General features: G+C 61.5%; 21 protein-coding genes. 9 read left to right on the top strand and 12 right to left on the bottom strand.

The window, feature by feature from the left end:
* Positions 1–108: 108 nt before the first annotated feature.
* On the bottom strand, positions 109–540 hold the full coding sequence (locus AB3Y40_RS12965) for a hypothetical protein (RefSeq protein ID WP_369439208.1): 432 nt from the start codon (positions 538–540) through the stop codon (positions 109–111).
* 208 nt (positions 541–748) lie between these two features.
* Here AB3Y40_RS12965 and AB3Y40_RS12960 point away from each other — a divergent pair, with 208 nt between their 5' ends.
* A complete protein-coding gene (locus AB3Y40_RS12960; RefSeq protein ID WP_369439207.1) occupies positions 749–1,909 on the top strand; it encodes a hypothetical protein in 1,161 nt (386 codons plus the stop codon).
* On the opposite strand, the gene AB3Y40_RS12955 is transcribed toward AB3Y40_RS12960, so the two are convergent.
* Entirely contained in the window at positions 1,906–2,787 is an 882-nt protein-coding gene (locus AB3Y40_RS12955; protein ID WP_369439206.1) for a DMT family transporter, read from the bottom strand. The two genes, AB3Y40_RS12960 and AB3Y40_RS12955, sit on opposite strands and share 4 nt — an antisense overlap.
* A gap of 242 nt (positions 2,788–3,029) precedes the next feature.
* On the opposite strand from AB3Y40_RS12955, the gene AB3Y40_RS12950 reads away from it, so the two are divergent.
* Both AB3Y40_RS12950 and argF read left to right on the top strand, forming a co-directional pair.
* Positions 3,030–4,205, top strand: a complete 1,176-nt coding sequence (locus AB3Y40_RS12950) for an aspartate aminotransferase family protein (protein ID WP_369439205.1) — start codon at positions 3,030–3,032, stop codon at positions 4,203–4,205.
* A 63-nt stretch (positions 4,206–4,268) separates the two neighbouring features.
* Positions 4,269–5,174 carry an ornithine carbamoyltransferase gene (gene argF / locus AB3Y40_RS12945; RefSeq protein ID WP_369439204.1) on the top strand — a complete coding sequence of 302 codons (906 nt, stop codon included), beginning with the start codon at positions 4,269–4,271 and terminating at the stop codon, positions 5,172–5,174.
* A gap of 17 nt (positions 5,175–5,191) precedes the next feature.
* Here the strand turns inward: argF and AB3Y40_RS12940 are convergent, their stop codons facing one another.
* Both AB3Y40_RS12940 and AB3Y40_RS12935 read right to left on the bottom strand, forming a co-directional pair.
* On the bottom strand, positions 5,192–6,673 hold the full coding sequence (locus AB3Y40_RS12940; RefSeq protein WP_369439203.1) for an inorganic phosphate transporter: 1,482 nt from the start codon (positions 6,671–6,673) through the stop codon (positions 5,192–5,194).
* Between the two features lie 92 nt (positions 6,674–6,765).
* Entirely contained in the window at positions 6,766–6,969 is a 204-nt protein-coding gene (locus AB3Y40_RS12935) for a hypothetical protein (protein ID WP_369439202.1), read from the bottom strand.
* A gap of 126 nt (positions 6,970–7,095) precedes the next feature.
* Between AB3Y40_RS12935 and AB3Y40_RS12930 the strand changes: the two genes are divergently transcribed.
* A complete protein-coding gene (locus AB3Y40_RS12930) occupies positions 7,096–8,283 on the top strand; it encodes an alpha/beta hydrolase (protein ID WP_369439201.1) in 1,188 nt (395 codons plus the stop codon).
* A gap of 14 nt (positions 8,284–8,297) precedes the next feature.
* Here the strand turns inward: AB3Y40_RS12930 and AB3Y40_RS12925 are convergent, their stop codons facing one another.
* From AB3Y40_RS12925 to AB3Y40_RS12905, 5 genes are all read right to left on the bottom strand, one after another.
* Complete coding sequence (locus tag AB3Y40_RS12925) at positions 8,298–8,741, bottom strand: NUDIX hydrolase (protein WP_369439200.1); 444 nt, start codon at positions 8,739–8,741, stop codon at positions 8,298–8,300.
* 97 nt (positions 8,742–8,838) lie between these two features.
* Positions 8,839–11,229: an ATP-dependent helicase HrpB gene (gene hrpB, locus AB3Y40_RS12920; RefSeq protein WP_369439199.1), complete on the bottom strand. Its 2,391-nt coding sequence runs from the start codon at positions 11,227–11,229 to the stop codon at positions 8,839–8,841.
* Between the two features lie 114 nt (positions 11,230–11,343).
* Complete coding sequence (gene rpmB / locus AB3Y40_RS12915; RefSeq protein ID WP_369439198.1) at positions 11,344–11,625, bottom strand: 50S ribosomal protein L28; 282 nt, start codon at positions 11,623–11,625, stop codon at positions 11,344–11,346.
* Between the two features lie 146 nt (positions 11,626–11,771).
* Positions 11,772–12,764 carry a methylmalonyl Co-A mutase-associated GTPase MeaB gene (meaB, locus tag AB3Y40_RS12910; RefSeq protein WP_369439197.1) on the bottom strand — a complete coding sequence of 331 codons (993 nt, stop codon included), beginning with the start codon at positions 12,762–12,764 and terminating at the stop codon, positions 11,772–11,774.
* Positions 12,765–12,817: 53 nt separating this feature from the next.
* On the bottom strand, positions 12,818–13,495 hold the full coding sequence (locus AB3Y40_RS12905; protein WP_369439196.1) for an NAD-dependent deacylase: 678 nt from the start codon (positions 13,493–13,495) through the stop codon (positions 12,818–12,820).
* Positions 13,496–13,571: 76 nt separating this feature from the next.
* Between AB3Y40_RS12905 and AB3Y40_RS12900 the strand changes: the two genes are divergently transcribed.
* From AB3Y40_RS12900 to AB3Y40_RS12890, 3 genes are read left to right on the top strand one after another with little or no spacing between them, the layout of a single operon-like run.
* Positions 13,572–14,279 carry a site-2 protease family protein gene (locus AB3Y40_RS12900; RefSeq protein WP_369439195.1) on the top strand — a complete coding sequence of 236 codons (708 nt, stop codon included), beginning with the start codon at positions 13,572–13,574 and terminating at the stop codon, positions 14,277–14,279.
* 51 nt (positions 14,280–14,330) lie between these two features.
* Complete coding sequence (locus tag AB3Y40_RS12895; protein ID WP_369439194.1) at positions 14,331–14,756, top strand: hypothetical protein; 426 nt, start codon at positions 14,331–14,333, stop codon at positions 14,754–14,756.
* Positions 14,753–15,181 carry a low molecular weight protein-tyrosine-phosphatase gene (locus AB3Y40_RS12890; RefSeq protein WP_369439193.1) on the top strand — a complete coding sequence of 143 codons (429 nt, stop codon included), beginning with the start codon at positions 14,753–14,755 and terminating at the stop codon, positions 15,179–15,181. Before AB3Y40_RS12895 ends, AB3Y40_RS12890 begins: the two co-directional genes overlap by 4 nt.
* On the opposite strand, the gene AB3Y40_RS12885 is transcribed toward AB3Y40_RS12890, so the two are convergent.
* Both AB3Y40_RS12885 and AB3Y40_RS12880 read right to left on the bottom strand, forming a co-directional pair.
* On the bottom strand, positions 15,150–15,395 hold the full coding sequence (locus tag AB3Y40_RS12885) for an arginine transporter (RefSeq protein ID WP_369439192.1): 246 nt from the start codon (positions 15,393–15,395) through the stop codon (positions 15,150–15,152). The genes AB3Y40_RS12890 and AB3Y40_RS12885 overlap by 32 nt on opposite strands.
* 163 nt (positions 15,396–15,558) lie before the next feature.
* Complete coding sequence (locus tag AB3Y40_RS12880) at positions 15,559–16,245, bottom strand: hypothetical protein (RefSeq protein WP_369439191.1); 687 nt, start codon at positions 16,243–16,245, stop codon at positions 15,559–15,561.
* A 169-nt stretch (positions 16,246–16,414) separates the two neighbouring features.
* On the opposite strand from AB3Y40_RS12880, the gene AB3Y40_RS12875 reads away from it, so the two are divergent.
* Complete coding sequence (locus tag AB3Y40_RS12875; protein WP_369439190.1) at positions 16,415–17,989, top strand: DUF4034 domain-containing protein; 1,575 nt, start codon at positions 16,415–16,417, stop codon at positions 17,987–17,989.
* Positions 17,990–18,070: 81 nt separating this feature from the next.
* Positions 18,071–19,870: a translation elongation factor 4 gene (gene lepA / locus AB3Y40_RS12870; protein ID WP_369439189.1), complete on the top strand. Its 1,800-nt coding sequence runs from the start codon at positions 18,071–18,073 to the stop codon at positions 19,868–19,870.
* A 9-nt stretch (positions 19,871–19,879) separates the two neighbouring features.
* Here the strand turns inward: lepA and AB3Y40_RS12865 are convergent, their stop codons facing one another.
* Positions 19,880–20,632, bottom strand: a complete 753-nt coding sequence (locus AB3Y40_RS12865) for a hypothetical protein (RefSeq protein WP_369439188.1) — start codon at positions 20,630–20,632, stop codon at positions 19,880–19,882.
* Positions 20,633–21,442: the final 810 nt, after the last annotated feature.

The raw sequence follows: 21,442 nt of genomic DNA, 5'->3' as shown, positions 1-21,442 counted from the left end.
TTGACGGGTTTTCACCCTCATTGCGTCACAGAGGCTTGAAATAAAACCACTATTTCTGCGCTTCCGTTCCTTGTGAGGAAGAAAATCTGCCAAACCGGCGATGCCCGATCAGTGGGTACTGACCCTCATGCCCGGATCCTTCAACTTGACCCCGCGGTTGGCCATCACCCGGGCCAGCGTGTTCAAGTCCGGCATATCGCGCGGATGGGTGCTTTCTTCTGTGCCGTCCTTGTAGACGATGGTGACGGCACTGTCCGCGGTCCAATGCACAGCGCGTAGAAACGCGATGTCGTCCAGTGCGATCTGGCGCGGGCGGCTCCAGGCATTCAGTGTCAGGTGCGCGTCATCCACGCGAATGCCGCGCGCAGGCGCCAGCATCAACACCCACCCCAACACCACTCCGGCTAACACGAAAACCATCACAATGATGTTCGGTGCCTCATTCACCAGCCCAAAGGTCAGCAGAAAAATGACAACCGCAGCCGACAGCCAAACAAGTTGGCTGCGCCCCGATTGCCGGTATTCGTAAACATCAAACATGACATTTGACGTATTGGTTAATTCCGGCGTGAATTTGGCGGCACGCGACCGTTTTCAAGACCGCACTGCGGCACACGTAAGGGTTGATTGCTGCGCAGAGCTACGTTTTATTGGCTGCATTGTGACCCGGTTGCCGGGATTGATTGCGTATTTTCTTGCCGCCGGATTTGGCGGCCCATCTCGGCCCAGGCGCCGGAAAGGGTTACTTATGTATTTTCATCTTGGCGTCCTCGGCGACGAAAACAGATGGTTTATGATCCACGGCTATGACCTGCTTGCGCTGCTGGATCAGATCGTCGTCGAAGAATTTGGCCTTGGGGCTACGGCACCCGGTGGCGCAGGCACACTTGTTGATCCATTTGAGATGTCGACCAGCGGCCATTGGCGCACGGTGGGTGCGACCAGTGAAAGCCCGCGAGAACGCTTCTACAGGATCGGCGGGCGGATCATCCGCAAAGACGACAAGAACTACACCTCGGATGGGGGCCTTGTGACCGGGTTCGATGCCACCGGTGCCCCACAGCTTGAATACGGCTTTGGCCCCGAAGGCGGGCCGTCTTACCGGGAATACCGCAACTACATCAGGCAGTTGAATGACGAGGTACAACCGCACACCATGCTGGCGACGCTCTGCCGCGCCATGTTGCGCGATGACCCGCCGCCGCTGCCCCCGGTCGTCAACGATAACCCCGACCGCGCCCGCGCTTGGAACATCCTGCCGGTGCTGACGGCCACGATGTTCATCTCTGAAACCATCCGCAACAACCGATCCTTGCCGATCAACCTGATGCTGCTCGACCTGATCGAAAGCGGTGCCACCTACAATCTGGGGACCGAGGAATACACCCTCGAAAAAGCGGTCTGGAATCCCGAAGAGCCGCTGAACCACTATGGCAACAAGGAACGTCTCGACCGACCGCTGGTTGATAACTACGGCGAGGTCATTGCCACGACCAAAGGCGAGTTGAACAATTGGGGCGGCACCGGTGCCATGACCCAGACCAATGCGGTCAATCAGGCCAAGGTCAAACTGGCGACCACCGCCAAGGGCGCAGGCACGGGGTTGGGCACGCTCAACCCACATCGTCCGATGCTGACCCTCGCCCAGCAGAAAGAGGTGTCGTTGATCCTGAACTGGCTCAAACTCAAGGGCGGCGATTGGGTGCCGCGTGATGCGCAGGTCCACATGCGGTTTCATGCGGGCGAAGGTTTCCTGCCCTACAACGTGGTCATGTCATCCTCTTCCGGTGCGGTCTCCAAGAAGATCAAAAGGCTCAAGGGCGGACCTGGTAATGATCGCAGCCTGCCGCGTATCATCATGCAAATCCGCGCGCTTCTGCGGCAACGGGTCATCACGCTTGATCTTTAGGCGTTGCGCGCCGCCCGTTCGCGGGCGGCCAGCAGGACCGCACCTGTCAGAATGATCACCGCCCCCAGCCAGCTGACCCGGTCAGGCACCACGTCAAAAAGTGCTAGATCGTAAAGTGCTGCAAAGATCAGCGTGACATAACTGAATGGCGTGACAAAGCTGGCGTCGGCCCGCGCCATCGCATTGACAAAACAGGCCTGCGCCCCGGCCATCAACACGCCCAAGGCCACCAATGCGCCCCATTGGGCGCTTGTCGGGGCGCTGTAAACAGCGATCACCACGACAGATGCGATCGCGCAACCGATGGTATTGTTAATCAGCAGGATCTGCAGCGGCGGTTCGCGGTCCGCGAGCTTCTTGATAAAGATCAGTTCCATCCCCAGCAGCCCCGCCGCCGCCAGCGCCAGCAGGGCCGGGGCCTGAAACGTCCCCGCACCGGGACGCAACAGGATCAGCGCACCAGTCAGCGCCATCGCCGCGGCCAGCCAGCGCCACTTGCCAACCCGCTCGCCCAGCAGAGGGATTGCCAGCAACATGCCAAAGACCGGGTTGAGAAAGGATATCGCCGTCGCATCGCTCAGTGGGATAAAGGCGACAGCGGCGAACATGCATGTCACACCCATCCAGCCAAAGACGGACCGGCCCAGATGAATGGGCAGGTTCGGGCGGCTGAAACGCGGGCGCAGCACCGCTGCGGCCCCGGCAATGGCAATCAGCGCAAAGACAAACCGCCCGTGGCTGATCTGCAGCGGATGCAGCGGCGGGCCAAGCCGGTCGGTGCCCAGCAGTTTCGCCATCATCATGGTGCCCGCGATGAACGCGGTAGCCAGCAGCATCAGCGCAATGGCGGCGGTCGGATTGGGGCGGCTTCGGGTCATGTGCCTGCTGTGTCGCAAGGGGCGCAGACATGCAATGCCCCGCGAGCAGACCAAATTTCACTTTCCCTGCCGTGCGCTTTGCGCTACCCCCGCGTCATGATGACACGTGCCACCATGAATGTCCGACGCCGACGCTAAGCCCGTCCGCCGTTCTGTCACGTCCATTACCCACCCTCAAAATCGTTGACCTGCCCGCGCCATCACGGCATCACTCGGGCTTCATCCTGCGAAAGGCCGATCCCATGATCCCTTCTGTCCTGCCCACCTACAACCGCGCGCCACTGACCTTTGTCGCTGGCGATGGCTCTTGGCTGGTCGAGGCGGATGGCCGACGTTTTCTCGACCTTGGTGCTGGCATCGCGGTGAACTGTTTGGGCCATGCCCACCCCGCGTTGACCAAGGCGCTCACCGATCAGGCCGGTCAGGTCTGGCACCTCAGCAACCTCTATAACATCCCCAGCCAGCAGGCGCTGGCCGACAAGCTGGTGGATGCCACCTTTGCCGACACGGTTTTCTTTACCAACTCCGGCACAGAAGCCTGCGAACTGGCCGTCAAAATGGCCCGCAAATACTGGTATGAAAAAGGGCAGGATCAGTCCGAAATCATCACCTTCACCGGCTCCTTCCACGGCCGGTCCTCTGCCGGGATCGCCGCTGCGGGTTCCGAGAAAATGACCAAAGGCTTCGGCCCGCTCCTGCCCGGCTTCACCCATCTGGAGTTTGGCGACCACGACGCGCTGAAGGCCGCGATCACCGACAAAACCGCCGCCGTGCTGATCGAACCCGTGCAGGGCGAAGGCGGCATCCGCCCGGTGCCGGACCAATGCCTCAAGGGCCTGCGCGACCTTTGCGATCAGACCGGCGCGCTCTTGATCCTGGACGAGGTACAATGCGGCGTCGGCCGTACCGGTAAGCTGTTCGCCCACGAATGGTCCGGCATCACGCCCGACATCATGATGGTCGCCAAAGGCATCGGCGGCGGCTTCCCCCTTGGCGCGGTGCTCGCCACCGAAGGGGCTGCCTCTGGCATGACCGCCGGCACCCATGGCTCTACCTATGGCGGCAACCCGCTGGGGTGTGCGGTCGGCAACGCGGTGATGGACATCGTGGCCGATGATGCGTTTCTGGCAGAGGTGAACCGCAAGGCGGGCCTCCTGCGCCAAAAGCTCGAAGGCCTGGTGGCCGACAACCCCGATGTGTTCGAGGCCGTGCGCGGTGCGGGCCTGATGCTGGGGCTGAAATGCAAAGCTGCCAACACCGATGTGGTCGCCTCCGGCTACGCCCAGAACGTCCTGACCGTGCCTGCAGCGGACAACGTGATCCGCCTGCTGCCTGCGCTCAATATCGCCGACACCGACATCGCCGCTGCCATCGACAAACTCGATGCGGCTGCCAAGTCCCTCTCTTCTTCTGGCTAAAAATATCCCACGGGGGTCCGGGGGTGTGAAACCCCCGGCCCGACCCCGCCACAAGGACACCCGATGACCCATTTCCTCGACATTCACACCACAGATCAATCCGACCTGCGGCGCATCATCGACACTGCCCGCATCATGAAAGATGCCCGCGCAGGCCAGCCCAAAGGCACACCCGATCAGGATCAGCCGCTCGCCGGTCACATGGTGGCCCTGATCTTTGAAAAACCCTCGACCCGCACCCGGATCAGCTTTGACGTGGGCGTCCGGCAGATGGGCGGGCAAACCATGGTGCTCTCAGGGGCCGATATGCAGCTCGGCCATGGTGAAACCATCGCCGACACCGCCCGCGTGCTCTCGCGCTATGTTGACCTGATCATGATCCGCACCTTTGAAGAGGCGACGCTGCTGGAAATGGCGGAATACGCCGATGTGCCGGTGATCAACGGGCTGACCAACCGCACCCATCCCTGCCAGATCATGGCCGACATCATGACGTTCGAAGAACACCGGGGACCCATCAAAGGCAAAAAGGTCGTCTGGTCCGGTGACGGCAACAACGTCTTTGCCAGCTTCGCCCATGCCGCCAAACAATTCGACTTTGATCTGGTGTTTACCGGTCCCGAACCGCTTGACCCAGAACCCAGCTTGAACGGCCTCTATACCACCGTGCGCAACCCTGATGAGGCGGTGCAGGGGGCCGATTTGGTCGTCACCGACACTTGGGTGTCCATGCATGATCCGCAATCTGCGCGCGAACGGCGGCACAACCAGCTACGTGGCTATCAGGTCAATGATGCGCTGATGGCACGCGCCAAGGACGACGCGCTGTTCATGCACTGCCTGCCTGCCCATCGCGATGACGAAGCGACGTCATCGGTGATGGACGGCCCGCACTCGGTGATCTTTGACGAGGCCGAAAACCGGTTGCACGCGCAAAAGGCGATCATGCGCCACTGCCTTGGTCTCTGACCCAAAGGCTCCGCGCTTTAGGCCACAAACACCGTCCGCAAGATCAGGAAAATAAGTGCCGACAACAGCGCAGCTGCAGGCACCGTGATGATCCAGGCCGCAACAATGGTCATGAAATGCGACCGGCGTACCAGCTTGCGGCGGCGACGCTCCTCGCGCGCCATCTTCGGTGCATTTGCCTTTGCCGGGCGGTTGCGCGCGCGGCGTTCGTGATGCCACTCGCGGAAAAAGCCGACGCCAAAAACACCGCCCACTGCGATATGCGTGGACGACACCGGCAGGCCCAGCCAGCTTGCCACGATCACCGTGATCGCTGCTGATAGCGCCACGCAATAGGCGCGCATCGGGTTCAGCTTGGTGATCTGGCTGCCGACCATGCGGATCAGCTTTGGCCCGAACAGGATCAACCCGAACGAAATCCCGAATGCACCGATGACCATGACCCACAACGGGATGTTCACCTTACCTGCGAATTCCCCGAATTCCTCCGCATGAACAATCGCCGCCAGCGGCCCCACCGCATTGGCCACGTCATTGGCCCCATGTGCAAACGACAACAGCGCCGCCGACAGAACCAGCGGAAAGCCAAACAAGATCTTCAGCGACTTGTTGCGGTTCTCCAACCCTTGCGCTTGCTTCTTGATCAGCGGCGCGGAAATCGCATAGATCACCGCCCCGGCAATCACCCCGATCAGCAGTGCGGTGGGCAGGTCGATCTTGACGATTTTCTTCAACCCCTTGACCGACAGATAAACGGCAAAGGCCGCGCCCATGATCCCGATCAGCACCGGCACCCAGCGGCGCGCGGCTGCGATCTTGTCGTCCTGATAGATGATGAAGGCCTTGATAAAGGCCAGAAAACTCGCTGCAATCACCCCGCCCAGAACCGGAGAGATCACCCAACTCGCCGCAATCGCACCCATGCTGGGCCAGTTGACCGCGGCAAAACCAGCCGCCGCAATGCCAGCACCCAGCACACCGCCCACAACCGAATGCGTGGTCGACACCGGCGCGCCGACCCAAGTGGCTAGGTTCACCCACAGCGCTGACGAAATCAGCGCCGCCATCATCGCCCAGATGAAAATCTGGCTGTCGGCCACCGTGTCGGGGTCAATGATGCCCTTGGAAATGGTCGAGACCACGTCGCCGCCCGCCAAAAGCGCCCCCGCACTTTCGCACAAGGCCGCAATCACAATGGCACCACCCATGGTCAGCGCATTGGCACCAACCGCTGGCCCCATGTTGTTGGCCACATCGTTGGCACCGATGTTGACGGCCATGTAAGCGCCGAAAATCGCTGCGGCGACCACGATGAAAGAGGTGGGCGTGCCGCCGAAAAAGATTGCCGCACCTAGGCCTGCCAACACCATAAAGGCCAGCGAGATGCCTAGCCCCACCATGGGCCGGGATACGTATTGCGCCGCGTTCTCAACCGTCACAATGCGGCCAAGGTCCTTGTCCAGTGTGCGCCACTGGTTTGGTGGTGGTGTTGATGACATGTTGCCCCCCGGCTTGCTTTGGAACCGGGCTAGCGAAAAGCGGCGCGGCGGGCAACTCTTTCAACAGCGGCGCGCGCCCTATTTGCCCCAGGTCATTGCATCCGCAACCGGGCGGGGGGTGCTGTGCGCCGGGGCAGATCGCGCTGTAGCAGTCTGCGCAGCGCCAAGATGGAAGCCGCGCAGCGGTCGGCCCGTCCGGTCTTTTGGCGGCGGATCGCGTCGCGCTTTGCCGGTGTCGGGCGGTGGCGCGGGTTGTTGTGGGGCTTGATCAAGTCGAGGTTCATCGGCGGCATCATGGCGTGGCTCCTTTTTGTGATGCCACCAGCTTTGCCGATCCCGCGCCGCGCCGCTTGAAGAAGACCCTGTGAAACTCTTGTGATTTTGCTGTGCTTTTCCCAAGGACTTGTGCTCCGGAACATCTTATGTTCGGACACATGGAGTATCGTTTTGCGGATTGCGTTCTGGACGAGGCCGGTCGCTCGCTGACGCGGGCGGGCAGCCGCGCGGCGGTCGAGCCGCAGGTCTTTGACCTGATCCTGCTCCTGGTGCGGAACCCCGCGCGCGTTGTCACGCGCGACGAGATTGTCGATGTCGTCTGGCAGGGGCGGATCGTGTCGGAAAGCGCGATCAGCGCGCGGATCTCGGCCGCCCGCAAGGCGGTCGGCGATGATGGCAAGCAGCAGGCGGTGATCCGCACCGTCGCGCGGCATGGCCTGCAAATGGCGACAGAGGTGACACAAGCAGCCCCGCAGGCCACTGCGACCGCCGATCCGCCCACCCAGCGCATCCGCTACACCCGCAACGCCCGTGGCCATTCGATTGCCTTTGCAGTGACCGGGTCCGGGCCGCCGGTTGTGCGGATGGGCTACAACCACACCCATCTGGAAGAAGAATGGACAGCGCAGGTCGACCGCCCATTCTTTGACCGGATGAGCGCCGAAAACACGCTGATCCGGTTTGATCCCGCGGGCGTCGGCCTGTCAGAACCCGCGCCGGTCGAGATCGATTTTGATGCAATGGCAGAGGATATCCTGACGGTCGCCACCGCAGCGGGGCAAGAGCGTTTCGCGATCCTGAGCCATTCCGGCGGGGCGCTCGCTGCGGTGCGGGCAGCAGCTCTTGCGCCGGATCGGGTGACCCATCTGGTGGTGATGGCGGGCTACGTCGACGGGCGGGTGCGCCGTCAGACCTCGCCGGAACCCGACGCGATCCGGGCGATGTTCGCCGAAGGCTGGGGCAGTCCGGACGCCGCCTTCAGCACGGCCTACATGATGTCCTATTTCCCCGAGGGTCCGCTTGATGCGGTGCAGGATTTTGTACGGATCACCGCGGCCTCATGCCCGCGCGATCAGGCCTTGCGGATTCGCGACGCCAGCAATGCCGATTCCCTGGCGGATTACCTGCCAAAGGTCCAATGCCCGACCCTTGTGATCCATTCGCGTCACGACGGTGTGCATCCCCTTTCAGAGGCGCGGAAACTGGCAGCGGGCATTCCCAACGCAGAGCTGGTGGTGATGGAAACCGCCAACCTGATCCCGCTGCCCGGCCAACCCGAATGGCCCCGGATGATGCAAACCGTGTTGGATTTTCTGAAGACGGGTCAGGCCTGACCTTTTGGCGCGCCTCAAAAGGCGGTCAGAATTGCGCGCAGCCCGTCGTCGTCAACGATGTCGGCGGCCTGATCAACAGGCACCCATTTGCGTTCACGCCGGTCGGCTTCGGGGTAATCGTTGGCGACATCCTTGACCTTGACCGCGTAGACGCTGGTCTCGCAAGGTACTTCCTGCCCACTGTCAAATCGCTTTATGCTCTGGAAAGAGCCGACAGGCGTTTTGCTCACCTTGCCCTTTTTGACGCCCGCTTCTTCCCAGGCTTCCTGCAAGGCGGTTTCCCCGCCATCAAGCCCATCAATCGGCCAGCCCTTGGGCAGAATCCAGCGGCCATGGCTGCTGGTCACCAGCAAAACCTCGCGCCCCTGCGGCGTGTCACGGTGGCACAATGCGGCCAATTGCAATGCGGGTGGACGGCGCAACAACGGTCCAAGTGTGTCCGCCAATACGGACTTCATATTGTTCAACATAAAGAACCTGTCTCAGGTTATTGTTAATTATTACTTAATCTCTACCACATCCTGTGGATAACTTCAAATTCAAGGCTGAGTGATGTTAAGTGCCGCGCGGTTTGGCGCGCAAAGTTGGGTCGGCCTGGGTCGGGTCTTCGGGCCAGGGATGCCGGGGATAGCGCCCGCGCATATCACGCCGCACATCCGCATAAGACGTGGCCCAAAAGCCGGGAATGTCCTGCGTGGTCTGCACCGGTTTCTGCCCCGGCGACAGCAACGTGACCCGCAGCGGTGTGCGGCCCACCATGGGATGCGTGGTCTGGCCGAACATCTCTTGCAGACGCAACGTGATCTCTGGCGCGTCACCGCTGTAGTCAATGGGGGTCTTGCGCCCCAGCGGTGTGGTGAAATGCGCAGGTGCGGATCGGTCCAGCCGCTGCATCTGGTCCCAATCCAGCATCCCGCGCAGGGCGGGCAGCAGGTCAAACCGCTTCCAGTCCTCGGCTGATTTGACCCCGTCCAGATGTGGCAACAGCCAGTCCTCCAGCGTGGCCATCAATGCTTCGTCATCCATGCTGGGCAGATCATCGACCAGCGCCACGCGCGCCCGGAACAGCGCCGCTTTGCCGCTGATCCGCAGCCCCAGCTGACGCACCCCGTCCAGCATCGCGCGGGCCACCGCGTCCGCAGGCGCGTCAGACCAAATCCGGTCGTCCAGCACCAGCGCGCCCAGCCGTTCCTGTTTGCGTGCCAGCACCTTGCCGTCGCGCTTGGACCACAGGCAAACATCCTGCCAGACCGGCGGATAAAGCGCGCGCAGCTCGCTCTCGCTGATCGCCACCGCCTGCCGCACCTTCGCTTCGCGCGCGTCACCGTCCAGATCGGTTGCCACGATCAGCCGTTGCCCCGCCAGCGGATCAGCCTCGTTCAGCACCGCACCCTTGCCGCCCGACAGCAGGTAGCGCGGCGCATCGCCCTTGCGCCTCAGCCCGATCCGGTCGGGGTAGGCAAGGGCCGCCATCATCGGCAGGCTAACATCATCCTTTGGCTGCAACCCCTTGGATAACCTCGGAATCTCTGCCTTGATCTGTTGCAGTGCCGCATGGTTCACCTCACCCGGCCCGTCATACCGCCCCTTGATCGCGCGCATCCGCAACGCCAGATCCACCGGTGCCGCGCGCAAGGGGTCGCGCGCGGACAAAAGTGCGGCCAAAGGGGCGGCACCCGCGCCAGCACTGACCAGCATATGCCCCAACCTGGGGTGCAGCGGCAGCGCCGCCAGCGCCCGGCCATGCGTGGTGATCCGGTCCGCCTCATCCAGCGCGCCCAGCGACCGCAACAATGCGCGCGCCTCGGCCAACGTCCCTTCCGGCGGCGGGGTCAGAAACGCCAGATCACCGCTGCCCCACAGGGCGAGGTCCAGCGCCAGCGGGGCCAGATCGGCGGCTTCAATTTCTGCGGGTGCAAAGCCGGGCAGGGCGCCGTCTTCGCCCTTGGTCCACAGCTTGTAGGCCACGCCGGGGGCGACACGCCCCGCGCGGCCCGCGCGCTGGGTGGCCTCGGCCCGGCTGACCCTTTCGGTCACCAGCCGCGACATGCCTGACCCCGGATCGTAACGCGCACGCCGCGCCCGGCCCGCATCCACCACCACGCGGATGTCCTCGATCGTCAGCGACGTCTCTGCGATTGCCGTCGACAACACCACCTTGCGGCCCGTGGCCACCGGCGCGATTGCCGCCCTCTGCGCCTTGAACGGCAGCGCGCCATAAAGCGGCCTGATCGCGCAATCGCTGGGCAAGCGCCCCTTGAGCGCCGCTTCAACCGTGCGGATCTCACCTTCTCCGGGCAGGAACACCAGCACGCCGCCTTCGGTCTTTGGCACCACCTCCGCCACCAGATCGGCAGTGGCCTGCGCCAGCCGCACTCCCTTTGGCACTGCGCGATCCAGAAACACGGTGTCGACCGGAAAGGCACGGCCCTCCGACGTCACCATCGGCGCATCATCCAACAGTGCCGCCACCGGCCCCGCATCCAGCGTGGCCGACATCACCACCAGCATCAGATCGGGCCGCAACGCCTGCCGCACCTCCCAGGTCAGCGCCAGCCCAAGGTCCGCATTCAGCGACCGTTCGTGAAATTCGTCAAAGATCACCGCACCCACACCGGGCAGCTCTGGATCGGTTTGCAGCATCCGGGTCAAAATGCCCTCGGTCACGACCTCGATCCGGCGGCCCGCTACGCTGTCGCCGCGCATCCGGTAACCGACCGTTGCACCGGGTTTCTCGCCCAATTGCTCGGCCAACCTCTCAGCTGCGGCCCGTGCCGCCAACCGCCGGGGTTCCAGCATGACGATCTTGCCTTGCACGATGTCCAACAGCGCCAGCGGCACCCGGCTGGTCTTGCCTGCCCCCGGTGGGGCCTGCAACACCGCGCGCCCCGCGCTGCGCAACGCCGCTACAAGGTCAGGGATCACCGCGTCAATCGGCAGGGTCATGTCCGGTCCCATGTTTCTTCTGGCCCCAAATATCCCCGCCGGAGGCACCCGCCGTCAAAGCAAAAGGCCCGGCTGCATCAGCAACCGGGCCTTGATCATTCACTGTCAAAAGGATCAGGCGGTTGCCTTGGTGATCTCTTTCTTGACCTTCAGCGCGCCTGCGGACAGTTCCGCGTCCTTGGCTTTCGCCATAAAGGCGTCCAGACCACCGCGGTGATCAACGGTGCGCAATGCCGCATTCGAGATGCGGAATTTGAACGTCCGACCCAGAACATCAGACCGCAGGGACACGTCCTGCAGGTTGGGCAGGAACCGGCGGCGGGTACGGTTTTTGGCGTGGCTGACATTGTTGCCAGACATCGGGCCTTTTCCAGTCAGTTCGCAACGGCGCGACATGAGCTTATCCTTCGGTTACGGCCAGCGTGCCTCGCGTGATCGGGGCGGCGACCTTCATAAGTGACAGACCCCTCCCAGAGGGGCCAGAATTCGGTTTGCGCGGGATAGGCGGATTCCTTGTGCGGGTCAAGGCCCAAGGCGCGGCATTATTCGGTTTCACGCAACGACGCGACAAGACGTGCCGCTGCCGCCTCTGGTGCTGTCTCGCCTGCGACCACATCCGCCTCTGCGCGGGCCAAAGCGGCGCGCAGATCGGGGTCGGTCTGCAAGCGCGCCAACATCAGATGCTGCACTTCGTCTTGAAACCAGCGGCCCCGCTGTGCCGCCCGTGTTTGATCCCAGATGCCCGCCTCGCGCCGCCAGTCTACCAGCGCCTGCATCTCATCCCAGGCCGTTGAAATACCGTCACTTTCCAGCGCCGAGATGGTCAGCGCCTTAGGAAAACCATCGGGGTCCTGCGCGCGTTTGCGCAGCAGCCGCAGCGCGCCCGCGTAGTCGGCGCAGGTGCGGGTGGCCTGTGGTTTCAGCGCGCCATCGGCTTTGTTGACCAAAATCAGATCGGCCATTTCCATGATGCCGCGTTTGACGCCCTGCAATTCGTCGCCGCCCGCCGGGGCCAAAAGCAGCACAAACAGGTCCGACATCTGTGCCACCACGGTTTCCGATTGCCCGACGCCCACGGTTTCAATCAGCACCACGTCAAATCCCGCCGCTTCGCACAGGGCCACCGCCTCGCGCGTGCGCCGCGCCACCCCGCCAAGTGCTGTTTGGCTGGGCGAGGGGCGGATGAACGCCATTGGATCACGCGCCAGCAGGTCCATCCGGGTCTTGTCGCCCAAGATAGACCCGCCCGATCTGGCAGAGGATGGGTCCACAGCCAGCACCGCCACCCGCTTGCCCAGCCCCGTCAGCATCAGGCCAAAGGCTTCGATAAACGTGGATTTGCCGACACCCGGCGTGCCGGACAGCCCAATCCGCAGGGCCTGTTTGTCGCTGCCAAGGCTGTCCAGCAGCTCCAGCGCCTGCGCCCGATGATCGGCGCGCGCGCTTTCGATCAGCGTGATCGCGCGCGCCAGCGCCCGCCTGTCGCCCGCGGCAACCCTTTCGGCCAGGTCGGTGGTATCGTGTCGGTTGGTCATGGCGTTGTTGTGGCCTTGGTCCTTGCGCCTGTCCAGCCCCTAGGGTCTTGACCCTAGACCAGCGTCGCGACCCAATCCGGCACCGCCTCAGTCGCGGCCCCGGCGATCACCCGGTCAAAGCCACCGCCGGTTGGTTCGGGATTGATCTCCAGCGTTTCGGCCCCGGCTTGCAGGGCCAGATCAACAAAACCGGCGGCGGGATAGACCGTGCCGCTGGTGCCGATGGCCACGAATTGATCCGCAGCCGCAATCGCCGCCATAATCTGGTCCATGTGATAGGGGATTTCCCCAAACCAGACGATATCAGGCCGGGTTTGCGGGGCTTTGCAACTGGGGCAGGGGTCACCGGTCTGCATCTCGGCCGGGGCGGCCCACCGCGCGCCGCAGGCTGCACACAGCGCGCCGGTCAGGCTGCCGTGCATATGGATCACCTCGCGTGATCCGGCCCTCTCATGCAGATCATCGACGTTCTGCGTCACCAGCGTCACCTCGTGCCTCTTGGACTTTTGCAACGCGGCCAGTGCTTCATGGGCGGCATTTGGCGCCGCACTGACACAATTGCGACGTCGCGCGTTGTAAAAGTCATGCACCAGCACCGGGTCGCGGGCAAAGCCTTCCGGCGTGGCCACATCCTCCAGATCGTATTGCGTCCACAGTCCGTCGGTGTCACGAAACGTGCCCAGACCGCTCTCGGCAGAGACACCCGCCCCGGTCAGCATCACAATCTTCATTTTTGCCCCCTGCCTGCCCAAGTCCTGCCCCATCGTCGCGTTAACAAATGCGCAAGACAAGGCACGAGGCGCAGGCATGTTCAACCAAGGCAACACGCTGACATCATTCCGTGGCCCCTGGGGCGTGCGGGTCGAGGTTGATCAGTCGATCCTCTTTCTGGGCGGATTTCTGGTCTATATGTCGTTGGACAGCGGCCCGATTGACGGGCTGATCTTTGCGCTGATCATTGGTGTGTCGATCTATCTGCACGAATTGGGTCATGCCTGGGGTTGTCTGGTGCAGGGCGTGCCGGTGCGCCGCGTTGTGCTGCACGGCGGTGGCGGCTTTTGCGAACACGCCCGCAGCCCCGACCGGCGGCAACAAGAGCTGATCGTTGCAATGGGCCCGCTGGTGAACCTTGCACTTTGGGCGCTGGCTGGCGTGGCACTGTTTCTGTCCGACCTGATGTTCCTGAACCGGCTGGCGACAAACAGCGCAGCCACAACCGCCTATTATGAGATCACGTACTGGCTGTGGCTCTTTGGCTGGGTCAATCTGGCGCTGTTCATCTTCAACCTGATCCCGGTCCAGCCGCTGGATGGGGGCAAGCTGCTGCATCTGGCGCTGTTGCGCGTCCTGCCCGGCACGCTGGCGCAACGCACAACCGGGGCGATTGGCCTGATCCTGTCCCTGCTTTGGATCCCCGCGGCAATCTACGTCTACCTCACACAGGGCTGGATCCTGTTCTTCATCCCCTCGCCGCGAGCGCATTACAATATGATGCGCGGCAATCTGGCCTTCTGAAAAGCCCGCGTCTGGGTTAGGCTTTCCCAAACAAGTAAGGAGGCCCCGGGCATGAAAACCCCCATTCACCTTTGGATTATCGGTATTCTGGCACTGATCTGGAACATGGGCGGCGTGTTCGACTACGTCGCCGTCAAGTTCCGCATGGACAGCTATATCAGCCAGATGCCAGAGGGCGGCATGGCCTTTCTGGACAACGCCCCGGCGTGGTATTCAGCGGCCTGGGCGATTGGCGTCTGGTTCTCGTTCATCGGCGCGATCCTGCTGTTGTTGCGCAGCCGACTGGCCGCATCCGCCTTTGCGATGTCGTTTCTGGGGCTGGTCATCGCGTCGATCTATTCCTTCGTGATTGCCGACAGCAGCCCGATGCGTGACGCAGGCACCGGGGCAATGATCTTTACCGTTGCCATCTACATCGTCCTCATCATCCTGTTCATCTACGCCCGTGCCATGACCCGCCGTGGCGTGCTGCGGTGAAAGTGCTCTGCGTCTGTCTGGGCAATATCTGTCGCTCTCCGGCGGCAGAGGGGGTGCTGCGCGCGCTCGCCCCCGATTGGACCATCGACAGCGCAGGCACCGGGGGCTGGCACGTGGGCGATGCCCCTTACGGTCCGATGCAGGACGCCGCACGCCGCCGTGGGCTGGACCTGTCACGCCTGCGCGCCCGGCAGTTTCACCCCGATGACTTCACCCGGTTTGACCTGATCCTTGCGATGGACGCCCGCAACCTGGCCGATATCGAGGCACAACGGCCCGCAGGGGCCGGAACACCGGTGCGCCTGATGGCTGACCGGGATGTGCCCGATCCCTACTATACCGGTGATTTTGACGGCGCGCTGGATCTGATCGAAGCAGCAGCCAGACAGCTGGTCAGCGACATGACCGCTGCGCCGTCCGGGTGAAATCGCGGTAGCGAGCCCAGAACGCATCCGCACTGCGGCTGTCATTGATCTTGATGTCATTGGCCAGTTCTTCATCGGCAAAGAACGTCGCCGCCAGTTCCTGATCGCGCTGGTTGAGATGTCGGTTTGCGGCCTGCTGAATGCAAGCACATAGCCTTGGATTCGCCGCCGACCGGTCTGACGCGGCACAGGCCTTGCCAATCTCTCCGCTCACGCGGGACCCGCATGACCCCAAAACCGCCAAAACCAAAATTGCACCGATGATCCGCATGTATCTGCCCTGTGATGGCCCGCCCGGATCGGTCCGGTGTTGTGGGCTGCTGCCTGACTTGGGCCGATAATGCCCAACCCGTCCGGGCGATGCAATTCACGAAACACTACGGACCGTAAGTCACCGTCACACTTTCGATGTGATAGGCCCGGTCAGCCCCCAAAGCCCACAACAGATCCCCGCCCAGCGATGTGCCGGTGGTGATGGTGATCGCGGCCGTGTCGATCTGTGCGGGCAGGGCGGTCTGCTCTGGCCCCACCGCCAGGGCCGTGGCGCCCACAGGCACCGGCACAACCACCGCACCTTCGCCGGGCACCAGCGCACCGCCGCCGCCCAGAAAGGTGCCATTGGCATCAACAAAGCGGTAATCGACCTGCGCACCCTTGGGGTTTGGCCCTTCCCATGTGGCAGAGAGTGTCAGCAGATCACCGCCCCGAAAGCTCGGCAAGACTTCGACCACCGGTGCGTCATCGGCATGGGCGGCACTGATGAAAAAGCTTGGCGCAATCACCGCCGCCGGCGCGCGCGCCGTGGCCCCGGCCCCTGCGCCATTGACGATATTGGTCACCAGCCCCGGTGCAGCAATGCCCGCCACAATCGCGGCCTTCAATTCGCGCGCGCCAAAGCCCACAGCAATAAAGGCCCCTAGAATCGCAAACAGCGCGATCCCGATGAACACACCGGCCTGCGGCATCCCGCCGCCGGGGTTGGTTGAATAGAAACTCGCCAAACGGGCCAGTGTCGGACAACAGCCGCCAAAGGCCCCAAACATCAATATGGTAGAGGTCTTCATGATCGTCCCTCCGGTTTGAAAATCAGGTTGGTAATGCCGGGATTTTGGGCACCAAGTGCCGTAACGGCAAGTCAGGGTTTCCCGACCGGTTGCGCACAATCATGGTCGATCGCCGCCCCGCTCTTGCCGCATTCCCGGGGCACCCTTCCCACATATTCAGGAGGTCGCGATGCTGCGTTCCATTTTCATTTGCCTTGCACTGACTCTCTCTCAGCCCGCGCACGCCGCCATTTCGCCAGAGGATTTGCGCGATATGGCCTATGCGGGTGATGTCCACGGGGCAGAGACCGCACTGGCAGAGGCGCATGCCCAAAGCCTGTCAGGCGAGATCAGCTATGACGCATTGCGCGACATCGTAACGGCTCTTCTAACAAGCCACCCGGACGTCAATGCTTTCTCAGCCGATTGGATCGCAGCCTATCCTGCGTCCCCCTATGCCAAATCTGTGCGGGCGTTCCAGATGAACAATGCCGCATGGGATATGCGCGGCGACAAATTCGTGCATCAGACCCACCCCGACGCACTTTATGCCTTTGGTCACATCCGCGCGCAGGCACAAGACCTGGCGAAAGAGGCTTATGAGGCCGCGCCCGATTTCGTGCCCGCCTCAGACGCCGTTCTGATGCTGGAACTGGGCCAGCGCAGCTTGTCAGATGACCGACACCGCAAACTGACCCGCGACATTCTTGCCCTTACTCCCAACAGCGGAACCCTTGGCCGGGCGCTCTATATTTCGCGGCGCAACTGGGGCGGCCGCGGCTTCGGTCTGGTGTCGCAATACTGCTACTTGTTTGCCGGTCAGATCGTCGAATTTGACGACTTCACGCCCGAGGTCTGCACCGCCTACATGGTGGGCTGGCTCAACATGTACGATGACAACGCCCGCGCCCATGCAATTGACGTTCTGGAAAACACCGACCACCCCGCACTGGGCCGCATCCGACTTTGGCGAGCGTTTGAGCGGCGTAGCGACGCCGACCGGCGCGAACTACTGGACTGGTTTCAGGAACCGGATAACCATGACTACTACTACGCGCATCTGTTTCAGCGGTCATTTCGCAACGACAGCGAAAGCGCCGCAATCTTCAAGGACATGGATGCCCGCATTCAGGCCTACGCGCAGGCTGCGCTCCCCGACAATCCTTTCAGTCCCAGCCTGATCCACATCCTCGCCCGCGACTACGATCCGATCCGGGGGTCGGGAACCTTTGCCTATGACGGCAAGCTGCAAGCGAACCTTGCCCAACGGCTCAGCGTGTCAAAACCCTACGATTCTGCGGTCTGGCTTGACGTGGCCCTGTTCGTCGGGCGCCCTTTCTATCTGGGCGAAGGCGCGGCCCATGCGCAGGCGGCACACAATGCGATCTACTACGATCCGCATAATCACTTGCCCTACGATAGATACCTGACTGATCTCTCGCTGACCTATCGCGACTTCCGCGAGGCGCAGGATATGGGCTGGGAACTCTCCGCCCCGATGATGACCCCTCATCAGATCGACCGTGTCGTCCTGTGCGAGGCCATGCGCGTGCTGCGCTTCATCGCTGTGCTGGATGAAAACCTTCCCGCCAGCCATGATCCCGCAGAACGCCCTGCCAACAACCCCGAGGTTCACGACATGATCACAGAGGTGGAAAGGCGCGATATCTGCCACAAGCAGCGCTTTGATGCGCTCGAAACGCTCTGGTACACACCAACCTTTGCAATCCCCGACGACGTGGCCCCCGATATGGCCAACCGCTAGGTCCCGCGACACCGCTGCCCCTTGCAAATTCTCCCGTCCCACGCCATTGACGCTCAACCCTGACACACCAGATTGCGCGCCATGACTGACCTCTCTCATATCCGCAACTTTTCCATCGTTGCCCATATCGACCACGGCAAATCGACGCTGGCCGACCGGCTGATCCAGTCGACCAACACCGTGGCCGACCGGGACATGAAAGCGCAGCTGCTGGACAGCATGGATATCGAGCGCGAGCGCGGCATCACCATCAAGGCCAACACCGTGCGCATCGACTATCTCGCGCAGGACGGGCGCAAATATGTCCTCAATCTGATCGACACGCCGGGTCACGTCGATTTCGCCTATGAGGTGTCGCGTTCCATGCGCGCAGTCGAAGGCTCGCTTTTGGTCGTCGACAGCACCCAGGGGGTCGAGGCGCAGACCCTCGCCAATGTCTATCAAGCCATTGATGCCGATCATGAAATCGTGCCCGTCCTGAACAAGATCGACCTGCCTGCCTCTGAATGTGACCGCGTCGCGGAACAAATCGAAGACGTCATCGGCATCGACGCGTCCGAGGCCATTCAGGTCTCTGCCAAAACCGGCGTCGGCATCACCGAGACGCTCGAAGCCATCGTCCAGAAACTGCCCGCCCCCACCGGCGACGCCGATGCGCCATTAAAGGCGATGCTGGTCGATAGCTGGTATGACAGCTACCTTGGCGTTGTCGTCCTTGTCCGTGTGATCGACGGGCGGATGATGCTCAAGGACCGCGTGACCTTCATGTCGAACGGCACCGTCCACCAGATCGACCGCATCGGCGTCTTCCGCCCGCAGATGCAGAACGTCGACGTGCTTGGCCCCGGTGAAATCGGCTTTATCACCGCCTCGATCAAACAGGTGCGCGACACCCGCGTGGGCGACACCATCACGTCCGAGAAGAAGGGCGCTGTCACCCCACTTGACGGCTTCAAACCCAGCCAGCCCGTTGTCTTCTGTGGCCTCTTCCCCGTCGACAGCAGCCAGTTCGAAGACCTGCGCGACGCGATTGAGAAACTCGCGCTGAACGACGCGAGCTTCAGCCACGAGATGGAAACCTCTGCAGCACTTGGCTTTGGCTTCCGCTGCGGCTTCCTTGGCCTGCTCCACCTCGAAGTTATCCGCGACCGGATCGAACGCGAATATGACATCGAACTCATCACCACCGCACCTTCGGTCGTCTACCACGTCTACATGCGCGACGGTGAGATGATCGAGCTGCACAACCCTGCCGACATGCCCGACCTGACCCACGTCGACCATCTGGAGGAGCCGCGGATCAAGGCCACCATCCTTGTGCCCGACGACTACCTTGGCGACGTGCTCAAGCTCTGCCAGGAGCGCCGCGGCGTGCAGCTTGACCTGACCTATGCAGGTTCCCGCGCGATGACGGTCTATGACCTGCCCCTGAACGAGGTTGTCTTTGACTTCTACGACCGCCTGAAATCGGTGACCAAGGGCTATGCCTCCTTTGACTACCAAATGACCGGTTACCAAACTGATAACCTTGTGAAGATGTCGGTGCTGGTGAACGACGAACCCGTCGATGCGCTGTCGATGATGGTCCACCGCGACCGGGCCGAGATGCGCGGCCGCGCGATGGTCGAAAAGCTCAAAGACTTGATCCCCCGCCACATGTTCAAAATCCCGATCCAAGCGGCCATTGGCGGCAAAGTCATCGCCCGCGAGACGTTGTCAGCCCTCCGCAAAGACGTGACCGCCAAGTGTTATGGCGGCGACGCCACCCGCAAACGCAAACTGCTGGACAAGCAGAAGGCGGGGAAAAAGAAGATGCGGCAGTTCGGGAAAGTGGATATTCCTCAGGAAGCTTTCATCAGCGCACTGAAAATGGATAGTTAAATCCGGGGACTACTCCTCATCTAGCAATATTTCGATGTCAATTTCGACTTTGCGGATTAGGCGTTTGAGTTCGTTCGGTCCTAAAGGCCCCTTAATGTAGAGCTTGTACTCAGTGTTCTTTGAAAGGAGCCCACCTGACTTTTCTTCGAAGTCTTTATCGACCGAATGCTTTGGTTCAACTAAGCGCTCTTGGGTTGCGCTTCCTTCTTTCATCGCGCTTAACTCACTTGCAGTGAAGTCTTTGCTAACCGATTCTTCGCTTAATTCAATGTTATAGACGAACTCCTGTGGTTCTGCACGATCCCAGATCCCTGCGAATTGCCCAGATTCGACAAAATCAGTGGCAGCAGACTGCGCACCCTTCTTTTGAACTCCATTCCGTACCAATGCAAACTCAACGTTCTGCATGCTTGGGGTGGTTTCGTATGCCTCGTAGAGTTCACGATAAAGATTTGGGCTCAAAAACGCGTTCTTTACGGCTTCTTGAAATTCAGGGTCGCTTGGGTTCTTCATTAGAAGTGCAATTGCATGATCTGCAATGTGTAAGTCGTCCCCCCTCCCCTCAATGAGCCCGAAATGCCTCAATGCGCCAATTTTAGACGTGGCCGCTCCGTTTAACCCGGAGTAGCCCAAGTGCGCGGCGAGAACCTCGCGAGACATCTTGTTGCGAGACTCGGCCTCGAATACAGGATGTAGAGAGCGGATTGCTTCCTCAAGTCCGATTGACGGATATTTTGGTCCGCGAGTTTTGCTTGCTGGCATAATTTGACCTCCAAGGTGATTATTTCGTTATAATCACACTTCCTTACGGCGTCTACTGTTGACGTACGCGGGTTCGTTGATAAAAGGGAGGGTGAGGTCAGAGGCGCCCTGGAACGGCGTCCTCTGACCGACGGTAACCCATAGCCGTCTGAACGGCGAGGTCTCCGACGCTTACGCAGGTTGTCGGTATCATGCGGCCTCTTTGTTCATCAAGGGCAAATGAACATGGAGGCTGCCATGGTCTTTGTGCGAGAGTACACGCGGAACCGCTATGGTCGCGAAGAAACCGTGCGCTGCCATTACCGTTCTTACCCGAATCGCTAATGGCAAGCACCTCATCTCGTGGTGTGCAATTTGCTACTGACTGGATGAGAAATTGGAAACTGCTTGGCGGCCATTAGGCCGCCAGCGCCCGAACCGCCCCCACGGGGCGGGCGCTTCGCTTCCTGCCCCTCGGTTCGAGCGCGGCATGACGAAACCGTAGCGCTTTGATCCTCAAACAAAACAATTCGCCTTCCACAATCTTACCCCCAAAACCCTCCACAAGAACATTCCGCTAACCCCCCAAAATCCTCTTGCCCGACTCACCCCAAAACCCCAACCTCAACCCATCGCAGACGACTTCTCGAAGTAACGGAGCGGGACGCAAAGACCCTCTGGGGTGACAGCGCAGCAGGACGGGCAACCGGATCAGCAAAGCGGGCCACACCGGGGAGAGAAGCCAGATCAGACTTCTTCTTGTTAAGCGGGAAGGTCAGGGCACTCTCAACAGGGGCGATGCGGGTCATGGGGGGATCTTCGGAAAACCAC

This window comes from Yoonia sp. R2331 (assembly GCF_041103235.1).
Lineage (GTDB): Bacteria > Pseudomonadota > Alphaproteobacteria > Rhodobacterales > Rhodobacteraceae > CANMYO01.
The sequence above is the reverse complement of the archived record's forward strand: the minus strand, read 5'-3'. Positions and strand labels throughout refer to the sequence as shown.